At 59.6% G+C, this 25,531-nt stretch carries 19 protein-coding genes; 7 read left to right on the forward strand and 12 right to left on the reverse strand.

Going from position 1 to position 25,531, the window contains the following annotated elements:
* Positions 1-50: 50 nt before the first annotated feature.
* Positions 51-2,993 (reverse strand): excinuclease ABC subunit UvrA, encoded by a 2,943-nt coding sequence (gene uvrA / locus MY494_RS07915; protein ID WP_247909693.1) that lies wholly within the window; start codon positions 2,991-2,993, stop codon positions 51-53.
* Positions 2,994-3,019: 26 nt separating this feature from the next.
* A complete protein-coding gene (gene recN / locus MY494_RS07920) occupies positions 3,020-4,693 on the reverse strand; it encodes a DNA repair protein RecN (protein ID WP_247909694.1) in 1,674 nt (557 codons plus the stop codon).
* A 58-nt stretch (positions 4,694-4,751) separates the two neighbouring features.
* Between recN and MY494_RS07925 the strand changes: the two genes are divergently transcribed.
* The 7 genes from MY494_RS07925 to purF all read left to right on the forward strand — a co-directional run bounded on the left by MY494_RS07925 (position 4,752) and on the right by purF (position 14,724).
* Positions 4,752-6,734 carry an AarF/ABC1/UbiB kinase family protein gene (locus tag MY494_RS07925; RefSeq protein ID WP_247909695.1) on the forward strand — a complete coding sequence of 661 codons (1,983 nt, stop codon included), beginning with the start codon at positions 4,752-4,754 and terminating at the stop codon, positions 6,732-6,734.
* Positions 6,735-6,759: 25 nt separating this feature from the next.
* Complete coding sequence (locus MY494_RS07930; RefSeq protein ID WP_247909698.1) at positions 6,760-7,332, forward strand: alpha/beta hydrolase; 573 nt, start codon at positions 6,760-6,762, stop codon at positions 7,330-7,332.
* Positions 7,333-7,411: 79 nt separating this feature from the next.
* Positions 7,412-8,470 (forward strand): threonine synthase, encoded by a 1,059-nt coding sequence (gene thrC / locus MY494_RS07935; RefSeq protein WP_247911994.1) that lies wholly within the window; start codon positions 7,412-7,414, stop codon positions 8,468-8,470.
* Between the two features lie 438 nt (positions 8,471-8,908).
* On the forward strand, positions 8,909-10,039 hold the full coding sequence (gene dnaN, locus MY494_RS07940; RefSeq protein ID WP_247909699.1) for a DNA polymerase III subunit beta: 1,131 nt from the start codon (positions 8,909-8,911) through the stop codon (positions 10,037-10,039).
* On the forward strand, positions 10,036-10,785 hold the full coding sequence (locus MY494_RS07945) for an RNA methyltransferase (RefSeq protein WP_247909700.1): 750 nt from the start codon (positions 10,036-10,038) through the stop codon (positions 10,783-10,785). Before dnaN ends, MY494_RS07945 begins: the two co-directional genes overlap by 4 nt.
* Positions 10,786-10,834: 49 nt before the next feature.
* The gene (gene purL, locus MY494_RS07950) at positions 10,835-13,174 is read left to right on the forward strand and encodes a phosphoribosylformylglycinamidine synthase subunit PurL (RefSeq protein WP_247909701.1); all 2,340 of its coding nucleotides are present in this window, start codon (positions 10,835-10,837) and stop codon (positions 13,172-13,174) included.
* A gap of 11 nt (positions 13,175-13,185) precedes the next feature.
* Positions 13,186-14,724, forward strand: a complete 1,539-nt coding sequence (gene purF / locus MY494_RS07955; RefSeq protein ID WP_247909703.1) for an amidophosphoribosyltransferase — start codon at positions 13,186-13,188, stop codon at positions 14,722-14,724.
* A 1-nt stretch (position 14,725) separates the two neighbouring features.
* Here the strand turns inward: purF and MY494_RS07960 are convergent, their stop codons facing one another.
* The 10 genes from MY494_RS07960 to MY494_RS08005 form a co-directional block, all read right to left on the reverse strand.
* Positions 14,726-15,772 (reverse strand): nucleotidyltransferase family protein, encoded by a 1,047-nt coding sequence (locus MY494_RS07960; RefSeq protein ID WP_247909704.1) that lies wholly within the window; start codon positions 15,770-15,772, stop codon positions 14,726-14,728.
* Between the two features lie 378 nt (positions 15,773-16,150).
* Positions 16,151-17,287 carry a UDP-N-acetylglucosamine 2-epimerase gene (gene neuC / locus MY494_RS07965; protein WP_247909706.1) on the reverse strand — a complete coding sequence of 379 codons (1,137 nt, stop codon included), beginning with the start codon at positions 17,285-17,287 and terminating at the stop codon, positions 16,151-16,153.
* Entirely contained in the window at positions 17,280-18,290 is a 1,011-nt protein-coding gene (gene neuB / locus MY494_RS07970) for an N-acetylneuraminate synthase (RefSeq protein ID WP_247909708.1), read from the reverse strand. Before neuB ends, neuC begins: the two co-directional genes overlap by 8 nt.
* The gene (locus MY494_RS07975) at positions 18,275-18,868 is read right to left on the reverse strand and encodes a NeuD/PglB/VioB family sugar acetyltransferase (RefSeq protein ID WP_247909709.1); all 594 of its coding nucleotides are present in this window, start codon (positions 18,866-18,868) and stop codon (positions 18,275-18,277) included. The genes neuB and MY494_RS07975 overlap by 16 nt, the downstream gene beginning before the upstream one ends.
* Complete coding sequence (locus MY494_RS07980; RefSeq protein WP_247909710.1) at positions 18,865-20,067, reverse strand: LegC family aminotransferase; 1,203 nt, start codon at positions 20,065-20,067, stop codon at positions 18,865-18,867. The genes MY494_RS07975 and MY494_RS07980 overlap by 4 nt, the downstream gene beginning before the upstream one ends.
* Positions 20,064-21,071 (reverse strand): NAD-dependent 4,6-dehydratase LegB, encoded by a 1,008-nt coding sequence (locus MY494_RS07985; protein ID WP_247909711.1) that lies wholly within the window; start codon positions 21,069-21,071, stop codon positions 20,064-20,066. Before MY494_RS07985 ends, MY494_RS07980 begins: the two co-directional genes overlap by 4 nt.
* Entirely contained in the window at positions 21,071-21,844 is a 774-nt protein-coding gene (locus tag MY494_RS07990; RefSeq protein ID WP_247909712.1) for an oxidoreductase, read from the reverse strand. The genes MY494_RS07985 and MY494_RS07990 overlap by 1 nt, the downstream gene beginning before the upstream one ends.
* Positions 21,841-22,536: a cytidylyltransferase domain-containing protein gene (locus MY494_RS07995; RefSeq protein WP_247909714.1), complete on the reverse strand. Its 696-nt coding sequence runs from the start codon at positions 22,534-22,536 to the stop codon at positions 21,841-21,843. The genes MY494_RS07990 and MY494_RS07995 overlap by 4 nt, the downstream gene beginning before the upstream one ends.
* 35 nt (positions 22,537-22,571) lie before the next feature.
* Positions 22,572-23,603: a Gfo/Idh/MocA family protein gene (locus MY494_RS08000; RefSeq protein WP_247909715.1), complete on the reverse strand. Its 1,032-nt coding sequence runs from the start codon at positions 23,601-23,603 to the stop codon at positions 22,572-22,574.
* 69 nt (positions 23,604-23,672) lie between these two features.
* Positions 23,673-25,499, reverse strand: coding sequence for an aspartate kinase (locus MY494_RS08005; protein WP_247909716.1), 1,827 nt, complete (start codon positions 25,497-25,499; stop codon positions 23,673-23,675).
* Between the last annotated feature and the right edge of the window lie 32 nt (positions 25,500-25,531).

The following is a 25,531-nucleotide window of genomic DNA, read 5'->3' on the forward strand; positions in this document are numbered from 1 at the left end:
TACCTAAAGAATTCGTATTGCAAGGAAATATGATGCTGGTGTTTTTTCTTTTATGCAGCAGGATGCTGCGCTAACACTTGCTTGAGATATCGCCCAGTATGTGAAACGGGGTGCTCCGCGACCTCCTCCGGAGTCCCCGTCACAACGATCTCCCCACCCTTGTCACCACCCTCGGGACCGAGGTCGATGATCCAGTCAGAACAGCGGATCACATCCAAGTTATGCTCGATCACCAGGATCGAATTCCCCTTGTCGACAAGCCGCTGCATCACATCCATCAACTTGTGGACGTCGTAAAAGCTGAGACCCGTTGTGGGCTCATCGATCAAATAGAGGGTCTTGCCGGTGGCCCGTTTCGAGAGTTCAGTAGCCAACTTGACCCGCTGGGCCTCACCACCGGAGAGGGTTGGTGCGGGCTGACCAAGCTTGACGTAACCCAGGCCCACATCCACCAAGGTGCGCAACCGATCGGCGGCCTGAGGAATCGCTGAAAACACCTCGCAGGCCTGCTCCACCGTCATCTGCAGCACATCGGCGATGGTGTGGCCCTTGTATTTGACCTGCAACGTCTCGCGGTTGTAGCGCGCGCCCTTGCAGACGTCGCACTGGACGTAGACGTCGGGCAAGAAGTTCATCTCGATGACATTCACGCCCTGGCCGCTGCAGGCTTCGCAGCGACCACCCTTGACGTTGAAGCTGAACTGTCCGACGGCATAACCGCGGGCCTTGGCCTCCACTGTGGCCGCAAAGACCTGACGAATCGGATCAAAGGCCCCGGTGTAGGTCGCCGGGTTAGAGCGAGGCGTCCGGCCAATGGGTGATTGGTCGATCACGATCACCTTGTCGATCGCCTTGATCCCCTTCAGGTCCTCAACCCCAGCCGGGAAAGGAACTTTCAAACCAAGCTTGTGCTCCAGTGCAGGGTGCAGGAGCTCATTCACCATGGTGCTCTTGCCGCTACCACTCACTCCGGTCACACAGACCAAGCGGCCCAAGGGGAACTCCACGTCAAAACCGCTGAGGTTGTTGCGCGCGCAACCCACCAAAGTGAGCTTGCGGGAACCGTTGGCGCGACGTTCAGCAGGTGTCGGAATGGCCCGGCGGCCACTTAGGTAGGCACCGGTCAACGACTCCTCGGCCGCCAACAGAGTCTCGAAATCGCCCTCAGCAACAATCCTGCCGCCATGCACTCCGGCTCCAGGGCCAATGTCGACGATGTAGTCGGCGGCGCGAATCGTGTCCTCGTCGTGCTCCACCACGATCAAGGTGTTGCCCAAATCTCTGAGCTTCACCAGGGTGTTCAGCAGCCGGTCGTTGTCGCGCTGGTGCAAACCGATGCTGGGCTCGTCGAGCACGTAGAGCACCCCCGTCAGACCCGCACCGATCTGGGTGGCCAGGCGAATCCGCTGGGCCTCACCGCCAGAGAGGGTCATCGCTGGGCGATCCAGGCTCAGGTAATCCAGGCCCACGTCCAAGAGGAACTTGAGCCGCATGCGGATCTCCCGCAGCACCAAATCGCCAATTTGAATTTGGCGAGCATTGAGCAGGGCCGGACCCTCGATGCCCATCAGCTCTTCGATCCGGCGCAGGCTCTCGCCAACACTGCTGTTGGTGAGCTCATGGATCCGATAGGGCCCCACCCGCACAGCTAAGGCTTCGGGCTTGAGGCGCAAACCATGGCAGCTGGCGCAGGGGACCAACTCCAGATACTTCTCTAATTTCTGGCGGATTGATTCGCCACTGGCATCGCGCAGTTGGCGCTCGAGGATCGGCAGGATCCCTTCGAACGGCCGCAGGTAGGTCTGGTTTTTCTTGTAGCGGCTATCGGCCTGGATCGGAATCGGTTCCCTTGACCCATTCAGGAGCACGTCCTGCTGCTCCGTCGTCAGCTCATTCCACGGCGTCTTGATCTCAAAGCCAAAGGCCTCTCCCACCGAATAGAGCAGGGAGAAGTAATAGGAGTTGTCCTTCTCGGCCCAGGGAGCAACCGCCGCGTACACCGGTAGCGAAGGATCAGGGATCACCCGCTCCTTGGTGAATTGGCGCAGATGGCCAATGCCGTGGCAATCCGCGCAGGCGCCGTAGGGACTGTTGAAGGAGAAGAGCCGCGGCGAGAGCTCCTCCATCACCGCGCCGTGGACGGGGCATGCGAAGTTCTCGGAATAGAGACGCTCCTTCTCGACCTCGGGCGGCAACTCCTCCCCGGACTTGGGCACCACTTCAACCAGTGCCAAGCCATCACCGCGCTTGAGCGCCGTGCGGAGGGAATCGGTCAGGCGCTCCTGAATGCCCTCGCGGGCCACCAGGCGATCCACCACCACCTCGATGTTGTGGGAGTGGTTCTTGTCGAGCTCGATGTTGTCGGCGAGTTCGCGCACCTCACCGTTGATGCGCACCCGGGCAAAACCCTCGGCCACCAAGCCGGACAGCAACTTGACGTGGGTGCCCTTCTTGCCGCGAACCACAGGAGCGAGGAGCTGGTAACGGGTCCCCTCCGGCAGGGTGAGGATCTGATCGACCATCTCGTCGATGGACTGGGGCCGAATCGAGCGATCGCACTCAGGGCAATGGGGCTCCCCGGCTCGACCAAACAAAAGACGGAGGTAGTCCTGAATCTCCGTGACCGTGCCCACCGTGGAACGAGGGTTGTGGCTCGTGGATTTCTGATCGATCGAGATCGCAGGCGAAAGGCCCTCGATCGCATCCACATCGGGCTTGTCGACCTGGCCCAGGAACTGCCGGGCGTAGGCCGAGAGGCTCTCGACGTAGCGGCGCTGGCCTTCCGCAAAAATCGTGTCGAAGGCCAGGGAGCTCTTGCCGCTACCGCTGACCCCGGTGAAGACCACCAGTTGGTTCCGGGGAATCGTGACGTCAACGTTTTTAAGGTTGTGCTGGCGCGCACCTCGCACCCGAATCACATCCTCCAAGGAGCCGCCGTTGAGGGCCTGAAGCGCAGCCTTCTCGTTCACGCTTTTGGCGAGGGCGCGGGGCATCCAGGCGGCTCTAAGAGGCGAGGAGTCTAGGCAGCGCGTTTGAGCAAGCTGGCCGCATAATTCCTGGTCTCGCCGAAATCACCGCCGGCCAATTCCGCCAGTTCGGCTTGACGGGCCTGAGTGTCCCGCAGTTGGGACACTCGCGTGTGGGTCATGCCGTCCCGCACCTCCTTGGCCACCTGGAAGTGATGGTCAGCGGCGGCGGCCACCAAGGGCTGGTGGGTGACGCAGAAGACCTGACGCTGCTGGGCCAGGCGCTGCAGCAATTCAGCCATGGCGCCACTGACGCGGCCGCTGACGCCGGTGTCGATTTCGTCGAACAGCAGGGTGACGTGCTGATCCGCCGCGGCCAGACAGGTTTTCAAAGCCAGCAAAAAGCGCGACATCTCACCGCCCGAAGCCACCTCAGAGAGGGGGGCCAGCGGCTGACCGGGGTTGGCTGAGAATAGGAACTGCACCGCGTCCGCCCCCTCTTCCCCGGGGGACATGGGCTCAATAGCCACCTCAAAGCGGACATCGGCCAGACCCATCGGCCGCAGGGCCTGCATCAGGTCCTGCTCCAAAGCCTCGGCGGCAACGCGGCGGGCCCGGGTGAGTTCGGCATTGGAGCGATCACGGCGCTGGCGGGCCTGGAGCTCGGTCTGCTCCAAGGCCTCAAGGCTGGCTTGAGCGCCCCCAGGAACCAACTGGTCACGCAGCTGATCACGCCAAACGATCAGTTCCTGTAGATCTTTGCCATGGCGCCTCTCCAGCGCCTTGAGCAAGGCCATCCGCTCCTGGAGCTGCCCCAGGCTGTCTGGGTCGCTTTCGAGACTCGAGCCGTAGCGATCGAGCTCACGAATGAGGTCCTGAAGCTCCGCTAAGCCATCGACAAAGCGAGCGTTCAGCGCCGACAAGCTGCCATCGAGCTGCTGCATCTGAATCAACTCCGCCTCACAGGCGGCCAGATGGTCCAACACCGATGGGGCCTCCTCCGCTCCATCCACCAACCGTCCCATCAGGGTCATCACCCCTTGCTGGAGACGGACCCCATGGGCGAGCCGGTTCTCTTCGTTCTCCAGACGACTGCGCTCCGCTGGATCCTCCAACTGCGCCGCCTCGAGGTCATCCAACAGTTGTTGCTGCCGCTCCAAATCGGCCTGCAGCGTGAGCCAGTCGGTCTTGGACTGCTCCAGGGCAGCGGAGGCTTGCCGCCAGGAGCGATAACTCTCCTGAACAGGGGACAGATGCTGTTGCAGGTCAGCGGCGCCAAAGCGATCCAGCCAACGGCGCTGCTGACCCGGCCTGGCCAACTGCTGGGTCTGACCTTGAACCGTGAGATCCAACAGCAAAGGCCTGAGCGATTGGATCTGCTGACGGTTGACCGCAACGCCATTGAGTCGATGGCGACTGGTGAGTCGGTCATCCTTCTGGCGCCATTCGCGGCTGAGCAGCACCTCCTCCTCATCGCACTCGAGCTCCTGCTCGCTCAACCACTCCTGCAAGGGCGGACTGAGGGAAAAACTGGCCTCAATGACCCCTTTATTGCTGCCCTGGCGCAACAAGCGCGGCCCCTGCGCCCCCAAGAGGGCATCGAGAGCATCCAAAAGGATGGATTTGCCGGCTCCGGTCTCGCCGGTCAGCACCGTGAAGCCCTGACCAAACTCCAGCTGCAGCTCCTCGATCAGAGCAATGTTCTCGAGGCGCAGACCGGTAAGCACAAGCAGCCTGGTGTTGGGCCCGACCGTAGCGGCTGTCTCTTTCGTTTAGAAGGGGGTCATGTCAGACACCAGCCTCACCCCTGCCGAAGCAGCGGCGGCTGCCATGCAACGCAGCGTGTTCGGCGACGATGCCGAACCAAACACCTCTGTTGAACCTGCCAGAACAGTCGAGCCCCAGCGCGAGGAGCTCTCAGACTTCATCGAGGCCTCTGGCCTACTCGAGTACGACCCCGCGGCCATTAGTCGGATTTACGCCGGTGCCCCTCAACGCTTGATCCGCCGGCTATGGCAGACGCTGGTTCCGATCGGCCTCTATCTCTTCGGTGTCGGCTTCGACTGGATCACCCGAAGGCTCAAGAACCCTGATTACGCCCGAGCCAGGGCCAAAGAAGCCGCTGATTTGGTGGCCTCCCTCGGCCCAGCCTTCATTAAGGCCGGCCAGGCACTCTCGACGCGCCCGGACATCATTCCGCCGCTGCTGCTGGAGGAGCTCGCCGGCCTCCAGGACCAACTGCCCGGCTTTGATTCCGGCCTGGCGATGGCCTGCATTGAGGAAGATCTCGGTGCCCCGATTTCAGCGGTTTACGCCGAACTAGAGCGCGACCCCATCTCAGCAGCCTCCCTTGGCCAAGTCCACCGGGGTGTGTTGCTGAGCGGCGAAAAGGTCGCCGTCAAAGTCCAACGCCCAGGACTCAGGGAACAGATCACCCTCGACCTCTACATCGTCCGGAACATTGCGGCCTGGCTGAACACCAACATCGGCCTGATCCGCTCGGACCTGGTGGCCCTGATCGACGAACTGGGCAAGCGGGTCTTTGAAGAGATGGACTACTGCAACGAGGCGACCAACGCCGAAACGTTCGCAGCACTCCACGCCCATAACCCCCGCATTGCGGTCCCTCGGATCTTCCGCGACGCCACGGCACGACGCGTGCTGACGATGGAGTGGATCGACGGGGTGAAGCTCACCAACCTCGAGGCCGTTCGCAAAATGGGGATCGACCCCGACGACATGGTCACGGTTGGGGTGAACTGCTCCCTGCAGCAGCTGCTGGAGCACGGCTTCTTCCACGCCGATCCCCATCCCGGAAACCTGCTGGCGCTGCCCGATGGCCGCCTGGCCTATCTCGACTTCGGAATGATGAGCGAGGTAAGCCGTGAAAGCCGCACTGGCCTGATCCAGGCAGTCGTTCACCTGGTAAACCGCAACTTCGGAAAACTCAGCAACGACTTCGTCAACCTTGGCTTCCTCGCCGAGGACGTGAATCTCGAGCCGATCGTTCCGGCCTTTGAACAGGTCTTTGGTCAGGCCCTGGAAATGGGGGTCAGCCGGATGGACTTCAAAGCCGTCACGGACGATCTCAGTGGGGTGATGTACCGCTTCCCCTTCCGGGTCCCTCCCTACTACGCCCTCATCATTCGCTCCCTGGTGACGCTGGAGGGGATCGCCTTGAGCGTCGACCCCGACTTCAAGATCCTTGGCGCGGCCTATCCCTACTTCGCCCGCCGGCTGATGGAGGACCCCGATCCCCAGCTACGCAACAGCCTCAAGGAGATGCTGTTTGATGGCGAGATCTTCCGTTGGCAACGGCTCGACAACCTGATCAGCAGTGCCGCCAGCGGCAGCCAGTTGGATTTGGAAGGACTGCTCGATCAAGTGCTGGACTTTCTCTTTTCCCCAAAGGCGGGGCTACTGCGCAACCAGCTCGTTGAAGCCACCGTCGACCAACTCGACGCCCTGAGCTGGCAGACCGCGGTCCGGCTCAGCCAACGCCTCCCCAAAGCCCTCAGACCCCCCGGTCTGAGGAATCAAGCGGCGATCACGGCCAGCGACGTGGAGTTGCTCTCACTTGAACCCATCCAACGACTGGTGGCGATCCTGAGCCAACTGCCTGAATTTGATCCGCAATTGCTGCTGAAGCGCATCCCCCGGCTGCTTCAGGAAACGGAACTGCGGCGGATGGGATCGGAGATGGCCAGGGGACTGGCTGAACGCAGCCTTGTGAGACTCGTGCGGGACGTACTGGTCAGTTCGGCCTAGGGTCACCACACTCTTTCGAGACCCCATGCCGTCCAGCAAACGCCAGCGACTCCTTGCTGCAGCGCTTGGCTTGGGCTTGGTCGGTGGAACTCCAGCGCTTGCCGCGGAGAACGTGGTCTTCGTCACCGGCGCCTTCCGGCGCTCGATCCCGGTGGCGGACTTTGAATATTTGGCAGAGACCGATCAAGCCCGGGGCCTGCTTTCGGATCTTCTGAGCTTTACAAAGATGGAGCCCAAGGAGGTCTCCAAGCTGCTCAAGGCTGAATTGGCCATCCCCTTGGTCCTGACCAGCCGGCTGCTGAACACCCGACTTGGCGAAGCGATCCTGGCCCGGGTGGCCAAGATCATTTATCCCCTGAAGGCCCCTGGAGCAGGCATTCCAGCCCTCCGGGCGGGAGTGATCAACGCCCTGGTGGCAAGCGACGACAAGATCAATGCCATCGGCTTCATGCAGGCCTACCCGGTCGATGAGCTGGAAGTGAGCATCCCTGCCCTGATGAACGTGCTGGAAAAAGCCAAATCCATCAGCCAACTGATCTCCTTCTTTTCCGATTCACCCCTGGATGGGCTGAGGGGCGACAACAAGGCTGCCCCGTAGATTCGGGTCCAGAGCGTCCCAGCCGACCGTGCCCCTGCTGACTTCCATCCGCCGGCGACTGGGATCGAAGACAGCAACGATGCAGGACTGGCCGGGCCTGATCGAGGGCTACCGCCGCTGGTTGCCGGTCAGCGACAAAACCCCCGTGATCACCCTGCGGGAAGGGGCGACCCCCTTGATTCCTGCCCCGTCCATTGCTGAGCGGATCGGCAAAGGGGTCAAGGTCTACCTGAAATACGACGGTCTCAACCCCACCGGATCGTTCAAGGACCGGGGCATGACCATGGCCATCTCCAAGGCCAAGGAAGCGGGCTCCGAGGCGGTGATCTGCGCCAGCACCGGCAACACCTCCGCTGCAGCAGCGGCCTATGCGCGGCGCGGCGGCATGCGCGCCTTCGTCTTGATCCCCGACGGCTATGTGGCCCAGGGCAAGCTCGCCCAGGCTCTGCTCTATGGCGCTGAAGTGCTGGCGGTGAAGGGCAACTTTGACCGCGCCCTGGCGATCGTCCGTGAAGTGGCAGATCAGTACCCAGTCACCCTGGTGAATTCCCTGAATCCCTATCGGCTCCAGGGCCAGAAAACAGCAGCCTTTGAGGTGGTGGATGCCCTGGGTGAGGCTCCGGATTGGCTCTGCATCCCCGTCGGCAACGCGGGAAACATCAGCGCCTACTGGATGGGCTTCAACGAGTACAAGGCAGCGGGCCACAGCCGCAAGCTGCCCCGAATGATGGGCTTCCAAGCGGCCGGCTCAGCTCCCCTCGTCCTCGGCCACACCGTGGAGCAACCCGACACCATCGCCACGGCCATCCGGATCGGCAATCCGGTCAACAAGGAGAACGCGCTCAAAGCTCGCGCTGAAAGCAACGGTGACTTCATGGCCGTAACCGATGCCGAAATCATCGAGGCCTACAAGCTGCTGGGCAGTGGCGAAGGCGTGTTCTGTGAGCCAGCCAGTGCAGCCTCCGTCGCCGGTCTAATCAAACGTCGAGATGAAGTCCCTGCGGGCTCAACGGTGGTCTGTGTCCTAACGGGCAATGGTCTGAAGGACCCCACGACGGCGATCGAGCACAACGACTCGAAATTCCATACGGGCCTCGATGCCGACACAGCCAAGGTTGCTGAAGTGATGGGCTTTTAGGCCCCTCAATGCGCCCTGAGACAGCTCCGCCCGGCCTCAAGCCGGGCTTTTTTGCGCCCAAGCTTGGAAGCCAATCCAGAAAGCGACTGCCCACAACCTGGGGAAAATAGTGAGAAGAGGATGGAAAAAACGCCTCTCGAAAAGCCGCTTCGACCTCCTTCTTTTTCCACAAGTCCAGGAAAGAGTGGAAAAGGCCTGAATTGCTCGAGGTTCAAATCCTGATTCAGCAGGCTTGCGGAAACTGAAACCCTGGATGCCGCTTGGGTTTGGGTTGTTTCCCAAGGTTTCCTCAGGACCTACTACGACGGTTTTGGTTTTCTTTCTTTCTGATCCATTAATCCATTAACGGTCGTCTGGGGATTGCCGGGGAACCCGATCGATCGACCCGTTGCGCTTCCGCTTGGGTTGTGGAAGCGTGGAGGCCCCTTCATTCCTGCCATGAAGCTGGTCTGCTCCCAGGCCGAACTGAATTCCAGTCTTCAACTGGTGAGCAGGGCTGTTGCGGCTCGTCCAACCCACCCGGTGCTGGCCAACGTGCTGCTCACCGCGGATGCCGGCACCGGCCGTCTGAGCCTGACGGGATTTGATTTGAGCCTGGGCATCCAGACCAGCCTGAGTGCCTCCGTCGCCACCAGCGGAGCAATCACTCTTCCCGCCCGTCTGTTCGGTGAGATCGTCTCGCGGATGCCTGCGGACAGTCCGATCACCCTCAGCTGCGAAGACGGCAGCGAGCAGGTCGAGTTGACCAGTGTTTCGGGCAGCTATCAGATGCGGGGCATGCCCGCTGACGACTTTCCTGAGCTCCCCCTGGCTCAGGCCGGCACCCCGATCAAGTTGGATCCGGAGGTCTTGATTAAGGGGTTGCGCGCCACCCTGTTTGCCAGCAGTGGGGATGAGGCTAAGCAGCTCCTGACCGGTGTTCACCTGGGTCTCGATCAGAACGGTCTGGAATGCGCCGCCACCGACGGCCACCGATTGGCCGTCCTGCGTCTTCAGAACGCATCCAGCAGTGAAGCTGAGCTGGATGTCACTGTCCCCGCTCGCTCCTTGCGGGAACTGGAACGGTTGCTCTCCAGCCGTGGCGCCAGCGAGGCCGTCAGCCTCTTCTGTGATCGCGGACAGGTCGTCTTCCAGTGGGCTGACCAGGTGCTGACCAGTCGCAGCCTCGATGGCACCTATCCCAACTACAGGCAGCTCATCCCAGAAAGCTTCGGTCGCCTGCTGCAGGTGGATCGCAAGGGGCTGTTGAGCGCCCTAGAGCGCGTGGCGGTCTTGGCTGACCAACACAACAACGTGGTCAAACTCACCAGTGATCCCGCTGCAGGTCAGCTCTCCATCAGCGCGGATGCGCAAGACGTCGGCAGTGGCTCCGAAGCGATTGGTGCCCAAGTCACGGGCGACGCCATTCAGATTGCCTTCAACGTCCGCTACGTCCTCGAAGGCCTCAAGGCCATGGGTTGTGAGCAAGTGCAGCTGCAGTGCAATGCCCCCACCACTCCGGTGGTGCTGGCTCCCCAAGACGACTCCAGCTTCACTTATCTGGTGATGCCTGTTCAGATTCGCCAGTGAGCCTCCCCGAACAGCTCCTGCTCAGCGAGTTGCTTCGCCGCCGGGTTCGTTGCGATCAGGGCCTTGATCACGGGTTGGGTGTCGCCGCCTGGATGCACCCTCCGGTGCATCGCCTCCTCGGTTGGTTCTCCAAACCTTCGGCCTTGGGGGATCGCCGAGAGGTCTGGCGGCTGAATCAGTTGCGCGGTCTGGCCGAACTCGAGCTGTTCGTCCGGGGGGATGCGGCTCCTACCGAAATCACCACGATGGATCGCTTGCCCACCTTGATCGAGGCGACCGTCCTCGGCCAAGACGGCGAGCCCCTGGGGCATATCGCCGATGCCGCCGTGGATCTCAGCAGCGGTCAGATCCTCCACTACCTGGTGTCCCGCAGCGATCCAAGACTTCCGGGGACGAGCCGTTGGCGCCTGGCCCCTGCGCGCATCAACGATCAACAACCTGGCATGGTCTTTACCTCCCTGGCTGGTTTGGATGATCTCCCCCTGGCCAAAGCCAGCGTCCGCCAGGAGTTCCTGCGCCGCTCCAAGCGTTGGCGAGAGCAGATGCAGGAGGAAACCTCCCGCTGGCGTGATCAGGTTCAGAACGCTGGCGAGCGTTTCGAGGAACGGCTGGAAGGTTGGTTGGAGGAACCTCCATGGGAGGAGGAAGTCGAGCGCCCCTCTTCAGGGCAGGAGACCTGGGATGAGTGGAACGAAGCGGATGCGCCGCAGCCCCGTCGCCGCCAGCAAGACGATCCCTGGATTTAAGAGGGGGTGAGTCGCTCAGCGAGACTGGAGTGATCTCGCTCCCTGGTTCGTGGTCGCAGCCCCTGACTACTCCGTAGCTGAAGCGCTGAAAAAGGAGAACCTCAGCCAAGCCGACTACGACGAGATTTGTCGCCGCCTGGGCCGGGCCCCCAATCGGGCCGAACTCGGCATGTTCGGGGTGATGTGGTCGGAGCACTGTTGTTACCGCAACTCCAGACCCCTGCTCCAGGGCTTCCCCACAACGGGGCCGCGGATTTTGGTGGGTCCCGGTGAGAACGCGGGCGTCGTGGATTTGGGCGAAGGTCAACGCCTGGCCTTCAAGATCGAGAGCCACAACCACCCCTCAGCAGTGGAGCCCTTCCAGGGCGCTGCCACCGGTGTGGGCGGCATCCTGCGGGACATCTTCACCATGGGTGCCCGTCCGATTGCCCTGCTGAATGCTCTGCGTTTTGGCCCGCTTGAGGACGAGCGCAACGTGGGCCTAATGGAAGGTGTGGTGGCGGGCATTGCCCACTACGGCAACTGCGTGGGCGTGCCCACCGTCGGTGGTGAGGTGGCCTTTGACGCCAGCTATTCCGGCAACCCTTTGGTCAATGCCATGGCCCTGGGCCTGATGGAGACCGAGAACATTGTCTGCTCGGGAGCCGAGGGCGTCGGCTTCCCGGTGGTCTACGTCGGCAGTACGACCGGCCGGGACGGCATGGGTGGCGCCAGCTTTGCCTCGGCGGAGTTGACCGAAGCGTCCTTGGATGATCGCCCCGCTGTTCAGGTGGGGGATCCCTTCCTCGAAAAGGGCCTGATTGAGGCCTGCCTGGATGCCTTCCAAAGCGGTGATGTGGTCGCGGCCCAGGACATGGGGGCTGCAGGTCTGACCTGCAGTTGTTCGGAGATGGCCGCCAAGGGTGGCCTGGGTATCGAATTGGATCTCGATCGCGTGCCCGCCCGTGAGGCCGGCATGACTCCCTACGAGTTCCTGCTGAGCGAATCCCAGGAGCGGATGCTCTTTGTGGTGAAGCCCGGCCGCGAAGCGGCGCTGATGGAGCGCTTTACCCGTTGGGGCCTGCAGGCGGCCGTCGTTGGCCGTGTCCTGGAGGACAACATCGTTCGGGTGTTGCAGAACGGTGAAGTCGCTGCTGAGGTGCCTGCAAGTGCGCTGGCGGATGACACGCCGATCAACCGCCATGAACTGTTGAGTGAGCCCCCGGCAGCCATTCAGGAGCACTGGCGCTGGTCCGAGGAGCAGCTGCCGCCGGCCTCCACGTCCGGCGTCAACGGTCAAAGCTGGAGTGAGACGCTCTTGGCCTTGCTGGATGACCCCACCATCGCTTCCAAGCGTTGGGTCTACCGCCAGTACGACCACCAGGTGCAGGCCAACACGGTGGTGCCCCCCGGCGGAGCTGATGCGGCGGTAGTGCGTCTGCGTCCCCAGGCCGACACCCAGGCGGCGACCCGCGGTGTGGCCGCCGTCGTGGATTGCCCTAACCGTTGGGTGGCCCTGGATCCCGAGCGGGGTGGTATGGCGGCCGTGGCCGAGGCCGCGCGCAACCTCAGTTGCGTAGGCGCCGAGCCCCTGGCGGTGACCGACAACCTCAACTTCCCCTCCCCGGAGACCCCGACCGGCTACTGGCAATTGGCCTCCGCCTGCCGCGGTCTCTCAACCGCTTGCTCGGCCCTGGATACCCCGGTGACCGGCGGCAACGTCTCCTTGTACAACGAGACCCGGATGCCTGACGGCTCCATGCTGCCGATCCATCCAACCCCGGTGGTGGGCATGGTCGGCTTGGTCCATGACCTCAGCCATGTCCGCGGTCAGGCCTGGCAGGACGCGGGCGATGTGATCTGGATGCTGGGTGTTCCTCTGGAAGCGGGTGAGACTCCAGCCGATGGCCGCTTGGGCCTGGCCGGCACGAGCTACCTCGAGCGGATTCATGGAGCCGTGACCGGGCGTCCACCGGAGATTGACCTGGAGCTGGAGCGTTCGGTTCAGGCGTTTCTGCGCCAGGCCATCACCCAAGGGCTGGTGAAGTCGGCCCACGACCTCAGTGATGGTGGACTCGCCGTGGCTGCTGCGGAGTGCTGCATGGCTTCGGGCTTGGGAGCCCATCTGGAGCTTCCCTCCAGTGCCGCTCGCCTTGATCGCCTGCTGTTTGCCGAAGGCGGCGCGCGCATCTTGGTGAGCGTCTCGCCGGCTCAAACGGTCGCTTGGCAGGAGGCCCTGGATGCCAGTGGCATTCCCGCGCAGTGCCTTGGTGTGGTGGAAGACGACAGTGAGCTCTCGATCACCCAGGCGGGTTCGAACCTGCTCACCACCCCCATTGCCCAGATGCGTGAGCGCTTTGAGCAAGCGATTCCCCGGCGCATGGGCGTCGATCTCCCCCCGACGGCCTGAGGAGAACCCTGATGCACAATGTTGAAGTAAATCTGAAGCTGGGATGCGCCGTGACTGACCCCACCCCCAGCCTCGATAGACCGGACAAGCCCGAAGAGGCCTGCGGCGTCTTTGCGGTCCTGGCCAGCGATCAGCCGGTGGCCAACCTCACCTACTTCGGCCTCTACGCCCTTCAACACCGCGGTCAGGAATCGGCGGGGATCGCCGTCTTTGATGCGGAACCAGGCAGTGCCCCCAAGGTGCGCCTGCACAAGGACATGGGTTTGGTGAGCAAGGTGTTCACCCCCGAGGTCCTCGAGCGCCTTCCCGGTCAGCTCGCGATTGGCCACAACCGCTATTCCACGACGGGTTCGAGCAAGGCCTGCAACGCGCAGCCGGTGTTGCTTAACACCCGGCTGGGCCCAATGGCCTTTGCCCACAACGGCAACCTGGTCAACGCCGGGGAATTGCGGACGGCCCTGGCCAGCGATGTCCCCGAAGCGGAATTCACCTCGACGACCGATTCAGAGCTGATCGCCTTTGCGATTCAGCAGGCCGTGAATGCCGGCAGCGATTGGGACAGCGCCATTCGCGCGGCAGCCGGACGCTGCCGCGGCGCCTTCAGCTTGGTGATCGGCACCCCCGAAGGCCTGTTTGCCCTGCGGGATGGCCATGGCATTCGCCCCTTGGTGTTTGGCCACATGGGTGAACCCAGCGAAGCCCGCTGGGTGGTGAGCAGCGAGACCTGCGGTCTGGACATCATTGGTTCGAGCTTCGATGGGGATATCGAGCCGGGCGAAATCGTCCACTTCCGTCTTGGTCAGTCCGAGCCGGTGCGCAGCCGCTGGGCGGAAGAGCCCTCCAAGCTCTGCGTCTTCGAAATGATCTACTTCGCGAGGCCCGATAGCCGTTTCTTCGGCGAATCCCTCTACAGCTACCGGGTGCGTATTGGTGAGGTGCTGGCCCGTGAAACCCCCATCGAGGCCGACATCGTCATCGGTGTACCTGACTCCGGGATCCCCGCCGCGATTGGCTACTCGCAATACAGCGGCATCCCCTTCGGTGACGGTCTGATCAAGAACCGCTACGTCGGCCGCACCTTCATTCAGCCCACCCAGGCCATGCGAGAAGCCGGGATTCGCGTGAAGCTCAATCCCCTGCCGGATGTGCTGGCCGGAAAGCGTGTGGTGGTGATCGACGACTCGATTGTCCGGGGCACAACCAGCCGTAAGTTGGTGGCGGCGATCCGCGATGCCGGGGCCACTGAGGTGCACATGCGGATCAGCTCACCGCCGGTGACCCACCCCTGCTTCTACGGCATCGACACCGATACCCAAGATCAGCTGATCGCGGCTCGACTGACCCTCGAGGAGATCTCCGCTCACCTGGGGGTCGATTCACTGGCTTATCTGAGCAAAGAGGGCATGGTGGAAGCCGCCCATGCCAATGCAGAGCATTTCTGCACCGCTTGTTTTGACGGGGCCTACCCGATTGAGATGGATTCTTCGGTCAGTGGCAGCAAGCTGATGCTTGAGCCCGCTGGAATCGCTAAATCATTGAAAACTCATTAATTCAATCGAGATTAACTGATTTATAATCCGCATGCCTGCCTATATCTATCCAAGACTCATGGATTGGAAACGCTTTTAAGTTCATGCCGAGGCCAAGGGCCTTTGTGAATAAATCTGGCATATCACAATAAATATCCTTGTTGAGTAACTTTAATAAAGAAGGAGAAATTACATATATACCTGCATTTACCTGTTGACGATAAATTGGTTTTTCCTCAATTCCAACAATGGAGTTTCCTTTGGTTCTGACGATGCCGAACGGGTTCTGCCATTCTTGAACTCTGACCGCCATTAATCCATCTGCTTTTTCTCGATGAGATTGCAGCAATAGATCTACGTATGATACTTCAGTTATTAGGTCAGCATTTGTAACAACGCAAGAATGTTGTTTTAAACGTGGTGGAAGGTTGGCGAGAGCTCCTGCAGTCCCAAGTGGTTTATCTTCTTTGATGTATTCAATATTGACACCATAATTAGTCCCATCACCAAAATGATCGATAATTTTCTCTGCCAAGTAATTAACTGAAATCGCAATATTTTCAAATCCTTCAGCCTTTGCATTAGAAATAATATGCTCAAGCATCGGTTTGCCTTTTACTGGAAGCATCGGCTTAGGTATCTTTTCTGTTAATGGCATTAAACGTTTTCCTCGTCCACCAGCCATAACTACAAATGTTTCTTTTCTGATTTCAGGAAAACCGAGTTGATCGGCTACGTGGAGGCCAACAAGGACGCCATTTTGATCAACAATAGGAAGATGAAAAAAATGATTTAAACTCATTATAATTTTTGCTTCATTGTCATTTAGTTCAGGAGGGGCGACGAGTGGACTGGCATTCATGACGTCTTTGACGTTATGTTCTAGACTTATATGTTTTAATAGGGCTTTCCTAATGTCGCTATCTGTAATCATTCCCAGAAGTTTTCCGTCTTTATTTGTTATTAATGCAACTTGATACCCACCCTGATTAATTGCCTCTAGCGCATCAGAGAAAGAACTCTCTAGCGGGAGAGTTAAAGTGGACCAGTTATTCACTCTTCTGTTCATGGCTTTATGGTAATCAGCTAATTGGAAGACTTTGATGTTAATTCAAGCTCTGGCTTGAAGCTTCTTGCTGCCTGAAGCTGTAATAAAATATTTTTCAAGTTCGGAGATGTATTTACCCGGATGGTAGGCTGTGATAAGCGAAAGAATATCGATATGATGATTTTGTGTAAGCATACTGAGTACTTTGAGTGATTTTTGTATCAACTTTCTGTGAATTGCTGGATGTCTTGAGTGGTTTATTCTGGTAAGAATTTTGAAAATCAATCTCTTTGCTGGCAAGATCTCTTTCTGCACTATTCTTCAAAAAAGAAAGTCCTTTCTCGACTGCCTGGGGGTATGGATAACGAACCATGCCGGAGACAGACTTGAATGCCGATCTTATCGCCCGCTTTCAGCCCGGAGCCAGGACAAAATTGCGGACGAAGGGGACGAAGTGAAATTTGGGCGCGGCCGTGGCCAGCTGATCAGCCTGCCAGCCTCCAGCACCTGCTCCAGTACACCCCGGATCAATTCCACATCCGGGGGCACGTCGTGAACGTGGCCATGGCGCAGCCGGCCGGCTTGGCGATCTCCGATGTTGAGCACTGGCATGCCGAGCAATGGTGCTTCGATCACACCGCTAGAGGAATTGCCGGCCATGGCTTCAAACAGCTGCAATGCTGCCAGGTAGAGCTCCTGCCCCAGGGATGGCACCACCCAGCTCCGATGTGGATGCTGCTGCATAAATGCCTGCAGTAGAGCCAGAAGCTGATCACGGCCGGCATCGGCATTGGGATGTGTGAACAGCACCTGGCAGGGCGTGACTTCCAGTGCCTGCAACAGGGCCTCAAACCCTGCGACGCCCCGATCTTCCAACAAGGTTTCGGGGTGATACGTGATCAACAGGTTGCTCGAGCCAAAACGGTAGCCAGTGGCTAGCTCAAAAGCGCTGCGGCTCGCGGGCGGTGCTGCCAGTAGGCCATCGAGCACCATGGGCCCCACATTGAACACGTTCTCAGGGGGATTGCCCATCGCGATAACCCGTTTGCGGTAGGGCTCGGTAGCCGCGAAATGCCAGGTGCTGAGCTGGGTGATCGCATGGCGCAGGCGATCATCCACAGCACCCTGGGTGGTTTCGCCGCCGTGGAGATGCACCACCGGAATCCCCACCAGATGGGCGGCGGCGGCGGCGGCAAACGCCTCATAGCGATCGCCTAGGACAATTAGCAGCTCCGGTTGCAAGCGCTCGAGCGCTTCCGCCACACCAGCCAGCGCCTCAGCGCTCAGGGCCGCCATCGAGGGCGGAGGCGTTTGATCCAGCGCGAGTGGCACTAGAGCAGCGGGCTGATGGCCATCGGCTTCGATCTCGGCGAGGGTGTTGCCATGGCTGGCGGCGAGATGGCTGCCGCTCACGATCAGCCGGAGGCTGAGGCCTGGGTCAGCGGCGATCCCAGCGATTAGATGGCGCAGCAGGCCGTATTCGGATCGGTTACCGGTGAATACGGCGACGGTCCGTTGTGCAGGGTGTTTAGCCATCAATCGCTTCACCAGGCTTGTAGCTGCGATGAGCCTGGCGGCCTAACACGTGTGGATAACTCATCGGGCTGAGGCCATCAGCTGGCCGCTGGCAAATGAGATCGTCCGGCAGAAATGGCTGCCCAGCTGCTATGAAGCGCGCGGCCCGTAGGCTGCGGCGCGCCACCTGGCGAGTGTTCTCCTCGGCGAGTTGGGGTTGCTTGCGGCCATCGCCGAGCATGCGTTCGCAGCTGCGGATGGCCGCCACCATGGCGGCAAAAGGCTCAGGTTCCAGGCTGGCGCGGTGATCCGGGCCCGGCAGACTCACATCTAGCGTGAGATGCTTTTCAATCACCATCGCTCCCAGCGCTGTGGCCGCCACGGGCGCCGTGAGGCCCAGCGTGTGATCGGAATAGCCCACCGGGCAGCCGAAGGCAACCGCGAGGCTGCTCAAAGCCCGCAGGTTGATCTGCTCCTCAGGCGCTGGATAGGCGCTGAGGCAATGCATCAGGGTGACAGCTCCCCGCGGCACGCCGGCCTCCAGGAACACCTCGAGGGCCGCCTCCACCTCACCAAGCGTGCTCATGCCGGTGGAGAGATACACGGGCAAGTGGCGGCTGGCGGCCGCAGTTGCCATTCCTTCCAGTAGGGGCCTATGGGTGATCTCGCCAGATGGCACTTTGATGGCACCGATCCCTAGCTCGAGGAGAAGCTCCAGTTCAGGAATGCCGAAGGCGGTGGAGAGGAAGCTAATCCCGCAGTTGCGGCAATAGGCCGCTAGCTCACGATGCTGCGCAGGACTGAGCTCAAGTCGCTCGAGCATCTCGCGCTGGCCGCCAGCACCGTCGTTGCTTGTCTGATAATCGGCCTTGGGCGCTGAGGCTGTGACCAGGTCGGCAGCGCTGAAAGTTTGGAATTTCACGGCATCGGCGCCGGCAGCGACCGCCGCATCCACCAGCTGCTTTGCAAGAGCCAGATCACCGTTGTGGTTAACCCCGGCTTCGGCGATTACAAGAGTGGCCATCCCATCACCCGTTTGCCAGCGCTGATCACGGTGCCCGCGGGGAGCTGCAGGCCTTCGCGCAGCATCGCACCGCTGCCGACGAAACAGCCAGGTCCTAGCTGTACGCCTCCGTTTACCAGGGCACCCGTGCTCACGTGGCAGTGATTACCCAGCTGGACATCGTGCTCAATCAGCGCACGGGTGTTGAGCGTGCAGTGGCTACCCACCACAGCGCCGGCGTTCACGATCGCCCCATGTCCAACCACAGTGCCAGCGCCGAGCTGAGCATGTTGGCTTACCACTGAATGGGGGGAAATCAGAACGGGGCAGTGGAAGCTGAGTCGGTCAAGCAGGGTCGCCAGACGTTGGCGCGGGGCTGCATCCGGCAGCTGACCGATGGCCAGAACGGCCGATGGACAGGTGCCCCTCAGGGAACCGAGATCTGCATCTGTACCAATGACTTGATACCCCATGACGTTGATGCCCACTTGCTCGGGCAGTCCCAATAACCCGTGGATGCGCCAATGACCTTCGGTTTCGACCAGATCAATGAGGGAGCGGGCATGCCCTCCGCAGCCGATCAGCAGCAGAGGCTTCATGAGCTCCAGCCCTCATCCAACTGAGGGCTGCTGGGCAGATTGAGCAGGCGGCAGGCTTGGCCTTCTGCCACAACAAGCTCACCTCGCGGAGCATCTACGTACATCGGCAGTTGGTGGAGCAGGCGCCACACGGGCCGCAGCAGCAGGCCGTCGGCGTGTGCAGCCTCCAAAACCTGCAAGCGCTGGGCTTCGGCTTCGGCTGGATCGTCGGCCAGAAAGCGCAAGGTGACCAGCCAGTGGTTGCTGCGGCAGCCCTCGGGCTCAGCAACCAGTTCCACACTCGTCAGGTTCTCGAGGGCTGTGGCGTAGCGCTCAGCCAGCCGCCGCTTGGCTACGAGGCGGCGGTCCAGATCCTCCAACTGGGCCACTCCCAAGGCGGCGTTGAGGTTTGGCATGCGGTCGTTCCAGCCCACGGCATCGTGCTCAAACGCCCAGGAGTGGGGCAGTTTGGCGGTCGTGGAGAGATGGCGGGCGCGCTTGGCCAACTCGGTGCTTTGGGTGAGCAGAGCTCCCCCACCACCAGTGGTGATCAGCTTGTTGCCGTTGAAGCTGAGTGTGCCCACAGCACCAACCAGGCCGCAGTGGTTCCCATCACTCCAGCTCCCGAGCGCTTCAGCGGCATCTTCCACCAGCGGCAGTCCCCAAGCATCCGCTACAGCCCGAACCTCCTGGATTCGCGAGGGATGGCCGAACACATGCACGGGCAACACAGCCGCTAGGCGCCGGCCAGTGCTGCGGTTGAACACGCCGCCCTCGCGCCGTTCAGCAACGGCTTCGAGGTGGGCAGCTAGAGCCGGTGGGTCCATCCCGAGGCTGCCTGCCTCTACATCCACGAAGTGAGGGATCGCCCCGAGATGGGCTACGGCATTGGCCGTGGCCACAAAGCTCAGGGGCGGCAACAACACCTCATCGTCAGCTGACACACCCACGAGGTGGAGCGCCAGGCGCAGTGCCACAGTGCCGTTTGTGACGGCCACGGCATGTTCGGCGCCTGTGCGGGCGCAGAGCTCCTGCTCGAAGCGGGTCACCCACTGGCCGGCGGTGCTCACCCAGCCGCTGTCAAGGCAGTCGCGCACGTAGGCCCAGGCCTGGGTGCCGCTGAAATCGGGCTCATGCAGGGCTATTGGTTGGCCCGGTGTTCCTGTGCTACTGCCGCACACCTGCTGCAGCGCCCTCAGGATCGCTTGCGCCTGGCTCATACGGCGTAGGCCCCAGGCCGGTAGCGGGCCAGGTTTGCCGGATCGATGAACCACTCCGCCGTACGTTGCAGACCGCGGCGCAAACCCTCTTGGCTGCCATAGGCCGGCTGCCAGCCGGTGAGTTCGCGCAGCCGCGTGTTGTCGCCAAACAGGCGGTTCACTTCAGAGGCCTCTGGCCTTAGCCGTTGCTCGTCGGTGACGATCTCCACCTCGGCGTTCATCACCTCGGCGATCAGTGCAGCGGTGTCGCCAATTGAAATTTCAAATTGGCTCGAAGCATTGACCACCTGGCCGAGGGCTGCATCGCTGGCGGCCAGCGCTAGGAAGGCGGCGCAGGTGTCGGCCACGTAGTTGAAATCACGGGTGGGCGAGAGGGAGCCCAGACGAATCTGGCGCTGGCCCGCTGCGATCTGGCTGATGATCGTGGGGATCACGGCACGGGCACTCTGACGGGGGCCGTAGGTGTTGAACGGCCGCAGAACGGCCACGGGGGTTTCAAAACTGCGCCAGTAGCTCAGAGCGATCTGATCGGCGCCGATCTTGCTGGCGGCGTAGGGCGATTGGCCCACCAGGGGATGGTCTTCCGTGATCGGCACAAACTGTGCGGTGCCATAGGTTTCGGAGGTGGAGGTGTGCACCACCCGCTGCACCCCCAGATCCCGAGCCGCCTGCACCACATTGAGGGTGCCATGGATGTTTGTGTCGATATAGCTGGCGGGCGCCACGTAGCTGTAGGGAATGGCGATCAAGGCAGCGAGGTGAAACACCTGATCACAGCCAAGCATGGCTTCCCGCACGCACAGGGGGTCGCGGATATCACCGAGCACCACCTCGAGTTCGGCCTGCAGCGCAGGCGGAAGGCTGTCGAGCCACCCCCAGCTACCCAATGAGTTGTAAATGCAGAACGCCTTGACGGTGTAACCCTCTTTGATTAGATATTCGACCAGATGAGACCCGATAAATCCATCTGCTCCCGTTACTAGAACGCGATTCTTTCGTTTCATCAGAGGCACCACCCATCATCAACAATAATATTCTGTCCGTTGATAGCCTCCGCTTGATCTGTTAAGAGAAAACAAACCGTTCCCGCCACCTGATCACTTGTAAGCATCCCGAAGTTCGTACAACTTTCCCGATATCTTTGAGTGAATATCTCTGGCTGCCCAGATGTAATACCTCCGGGGCTTACACAGTTTACACGAATAGCATTGCCACTGTAATACTTGGCGAGCCATTTTGTAATAGATATAATGCCTGCCTTGATAGCGGAATATTCTATAGGTGAATACATCTCTGTTCCCTTATAGTGATCAAACTTCGGTGCACCTACTCCCTGTATCGATGAGATGTGAACTAAATCCCCGCCCCCTTGGTTCTTAAACTCCTCTAATAGTTTTTGGGAAATTAAAATGGCTGATCCAAGTTGCATTGATAAATGGCTATTGATAACATCTGCACTTAAATCTTCGAAATGTGTACCCCATGTCGTTGTCACTGGGTAAGCGCTGTGTACGGCTGACGTTATATTTCCCATATCCTTTGTTGCGGATCTAAGCATAGTTTCTACATCTGAGGAATTCGCGATATCGCAGGGACAGGCGAATACCTTGCCTGGGTATTCTTCAGATAACTTCTCTTTGAGCGTCAATAATCTTTCAGTTGCTAAATCCGTGAGGAATACTGATGCACCCATTCTAAGCGACTCTTTCGCAACCGCAGAGCCGATTCTCCCTGCAGCACCAGTGATCAGCACACTTTTTTCGTTGAGAAGTTTCATTGCGCTAACCCATTAAGTCTTTCCATCAACCCTGGTCTTTCCATAAGCATTTTTGCCACAGAATAATCGTAGAAAGTATCAATATCAACTGCCGTATGCTGAGGCACCTTTATGGCCTTGACGTTTCCATCCCATATACTTTTTTTATTGTTTATAAATGACGGCCTCGCGATGTATGCAACCGTTGCCACATCCTGGCACTCTGGAGAGTCTTGCCGTCTATTAAATCCTTGGCTGGTATTCACAAGCTGCGCATACCCCTCACTGTTGTTGGTAACCATGTTAAACCAGGGATTCCTGTGAGAATCTGTTGTTGTGATGACCATATCCACATCGTCAACCAGCGCTTGCATGCATCTGCGAACGTCCATGTACCTTCGGCAAGGCGCGGTCGCAGGTAGGCTAATGAATTGGTCAAAGCTTCCATACTTCTTTCCTACATGCTCAATTGCATGCTTCCAGGCTTCCCACTCGGACGCTGTATCACTTGCTAGATCTTTTGGTCGTTCAATTATTTCCGCCCCAAACAATCCACCAACCTCTGCAATCTCTTCAGAGTCAGTTGACACGAAAATTCTGTTTATCTGATTTATCTTCTTTGCTATTTCAATTGAATGCCCAACTAAGGGAACCCCGTTAATCGGGAGCAAGTTTTTCCCGGGGAGTCCTTTTGAACCACCGCGTGCAAACACAAAGCAATAACTTAATTTAGGCTCCACCATTCTGGTTAACTCCTGTTTATATCCTTGATAATGCTGAGCACCTTAAGCGCTTCGTCAAGCGTACAAAGGCCATGACCGCCCTGTTTTGATGCATTCCAAAACAAACTGAGTTGCTTGTAAAACCTTTCATCTGACTTTAAACCAATTACTGATTCATCTGATTCTTCCCCTTCAGCCGTCTGAGTGACTGTGCCTTGAATCAAATCCCAGTAAATTGAACCCTTCGAGCCACGAAGCGAAACATACCGCTCCGGTTTTTTTGTGCAGTAATCAATCTCAATGGTTACGAGACAGCCGTTGCAATCCCGACCAACAACTAAGCATTGATCCTCAGTCTCAACATCCAAGGCCTTTGAGTGCCAGCATTCACTGTAGTTAATATCTAAATCCCCTAGTAAATACAAAGCCATGTCAATCTCATGACTGAGTTCTAGGGCTGCTCCGCCTCCCAGGTCTTTTCTCGCAGAAACAGACTTCCTGTAATCTGTGTCTGGCCTCCAGTTAGGGAGCCATGAACCACAATAGAATCTTGCAGAAACTAACTGGCCGACCCTTTTCTCTCTTATCAGGTCTTTTGTGATGCTAGCTCCTGGATCTTGTCTTAATATGTAGCCAACATATATAGGAGTTTTTTTGCTTCTCTTGGCTAGTTCTTTCCACTCATCTGCTCTTTCGCCTCCTGTGCCAATTGGCTTTTCGATGAGAGTGGGGATGTTTTTCTCTGTGAACAGCAATGCTTGTCGAAGGTGTTGATTCGCTGGACTAGCGATCACGACTGCATCCGGATTCCACTGTATTGCCTCTTCTTCTGTAGTGAATGATCTGTCTACATACTTGCATGAGTCCTTGCTTAAGCCTGAACGAAGTGCTCCAACCTCAGTTTCCGGCCATGCCTCTTTGATGATGCGCGCATACTTTCTGCCGATACTTCCAAGGCTACAAATGATGACCCTCACTGTGTTGCCGCTCTCTACGCTAAGCACGGATGCGAGATCATTTTCTGGCGTGGCCTTGTGATTGGCAAGCTCACTAGCCAAGTGTGACTATATCTTTCTTTCAATTCATGGTTGTCTAGCCATGAAGGCATTTTGATTTCCGCTTCCATGTTAACTATTGGGCGCTTCTGTGCCTTGGGCCTGGTGCTTCACCTCGCCCCCAAGGCCAAAGGCCTCGTGGATTACTTGGAGGGCTTTGATGCCCTCGCCTTCGGGCACCACGCAGCTTGTGCGGATCTCACTGGTGGCGATCATCTCGATGTTGATCTGAGCGTCAGCCAAGGCGCGGAACATCCGGCCAGCGGTTCCAGCGGTGCAGGGCATTCCAGCGCCGACAGCACTGATGCGCGCGATGGCCATCCCTTCTTCAAAGCTGGCCCCAGGCCATTGGTTCAGTAGCGGTTGCAGGGCAGCTTGGGCTCGGCTGAGGTCCTCGCGCTTGAGGCAGAAGCCCATGTCGCGGCTGAGCTGTTCGCCTGAGCCATGGGTGCGCTCGGACTGAACGATGGCATCCAGGCTCACGCCGGCGTCGGCCAGAGCTCGGCAGACCGCCGCCGCCGTTCCCGGCTTATCGGGAATGCGGCGCACGGCCACTTGGGCCTGATCACGATCGAGGGCCACACCGCGCACCTCCGGTTGCCCGGCTCCAGAGGGGGCGGGGTTGAGATGCAGCTGCCGCTCGCTCAGTTCAAAGCAGTGGGCTGCCGCCTGCAGGGCCTTATTGCCTTGATGTCCGGCGACCAGGCAGCTCACCTTGACTTCGCTGGTGGCGATCAGACGCAGGTTGATGCCGCCTTTGGCCAAGGTGTCGAAGAGGCGCGCGGCCACCCCGGGCCTGCCCATGATTCCCGCCCCAGCAATGCTGAGCTTGGCCATCCCGGCCTGGGTGCTCAGGGTGGCTCCGGCCGCCTTGGCATCCATGGCGTTCAAGACGCTCTGGCAGACCGCCTTGGCGTCCTCCAGTTGTGCCTCCGCCACCGTGAAGGCGATGTCGTTGCTGCTGCCTTCGTGGGTGGACTGCACGATCAGATCCACGCTCAGGCCCGCATTGGAGAGCGCTTCAAACAGTTGAGCGGCGACCCCGGGGCGATCGGGAACATGGGAGAGCGCCAAGACCGCTTGATCGGTGTCCAGTTCTGCCCCATCCACGGGTTTGCCGAGCTCCAGTCCTTCGCCGCTACCGCGATGGCTGGTGCTGTCGCTGGTGAGCAGCGTGCCCGGTGCATCGCTCCAGCTGGAGCGCACCACCAAGGGAACGCCGTAGTTCCGGGCGATCTCCACAGCGCGCGGATGCAAGACCGCCGCTCCGAGGCTCGCTAGCTCGAGCATCTCGTCGCAGGTCACCGTCTCCATCAATTGGGCATCGGCCACCTTGCGGGGATCGGTGGTCAGGACGCCTGGGACATCGGTGTAGATCTCGCAGGCATCGGCCCCGATGGCTGCCGCCAAGGCCACAGCCGAGGTGTCGGAGCCGCCGCGGCCCAAGGTGGTGATCTCGGGAACGCCCGAGAGGCTGTTGCTGGTGCCTTGGAATCCGGCAACTACAACAACGTTGCCGTCATCGAGGAGCCTGCGGACTCGCTCGGTTTTGATTTCGAGAATCCGGGCTCGGCCGTGGGCCGATTCGGTGAGGATCCCGACTTGGGGACCGGTCATTGAGACCGCTGGAATGCCCTCGGCGTGCAGGGCCATCGAGAGCAGTGCGATCGAGACCTGCTCTCCGGTGGCCAGCAGCATGTCCATCTCCCGCTGGGGCGGGTTCCTGCTGATTGCCTGGGCGAGTCCGGTGAGTTCATCGGTGGTGTGCCCCATGGCCGACACCACGATCACCAGATCGTTTCCGTCTTCCTTGCTGGCCGCAATGCGCTTCGCCACAGCCTGAATGCGCTCCACATCGGCTACGGAGGTGCCGCCGAATTTCTGGACCAACAGGGCCATGGGTGGGCGCAATTGCGGAATCGACGATTGTC

The sequence above is a fragment of the Synechococcus sp. A10-1-5-1 genome, from assembly GCF_023115425.1.
Taxonomy (GTDB): domain Bacteria; phylum Cyanobacteriota; class Cyanobacteriia; order PCC-6307; family Cyanobiaceae; genus Vulcanococcus.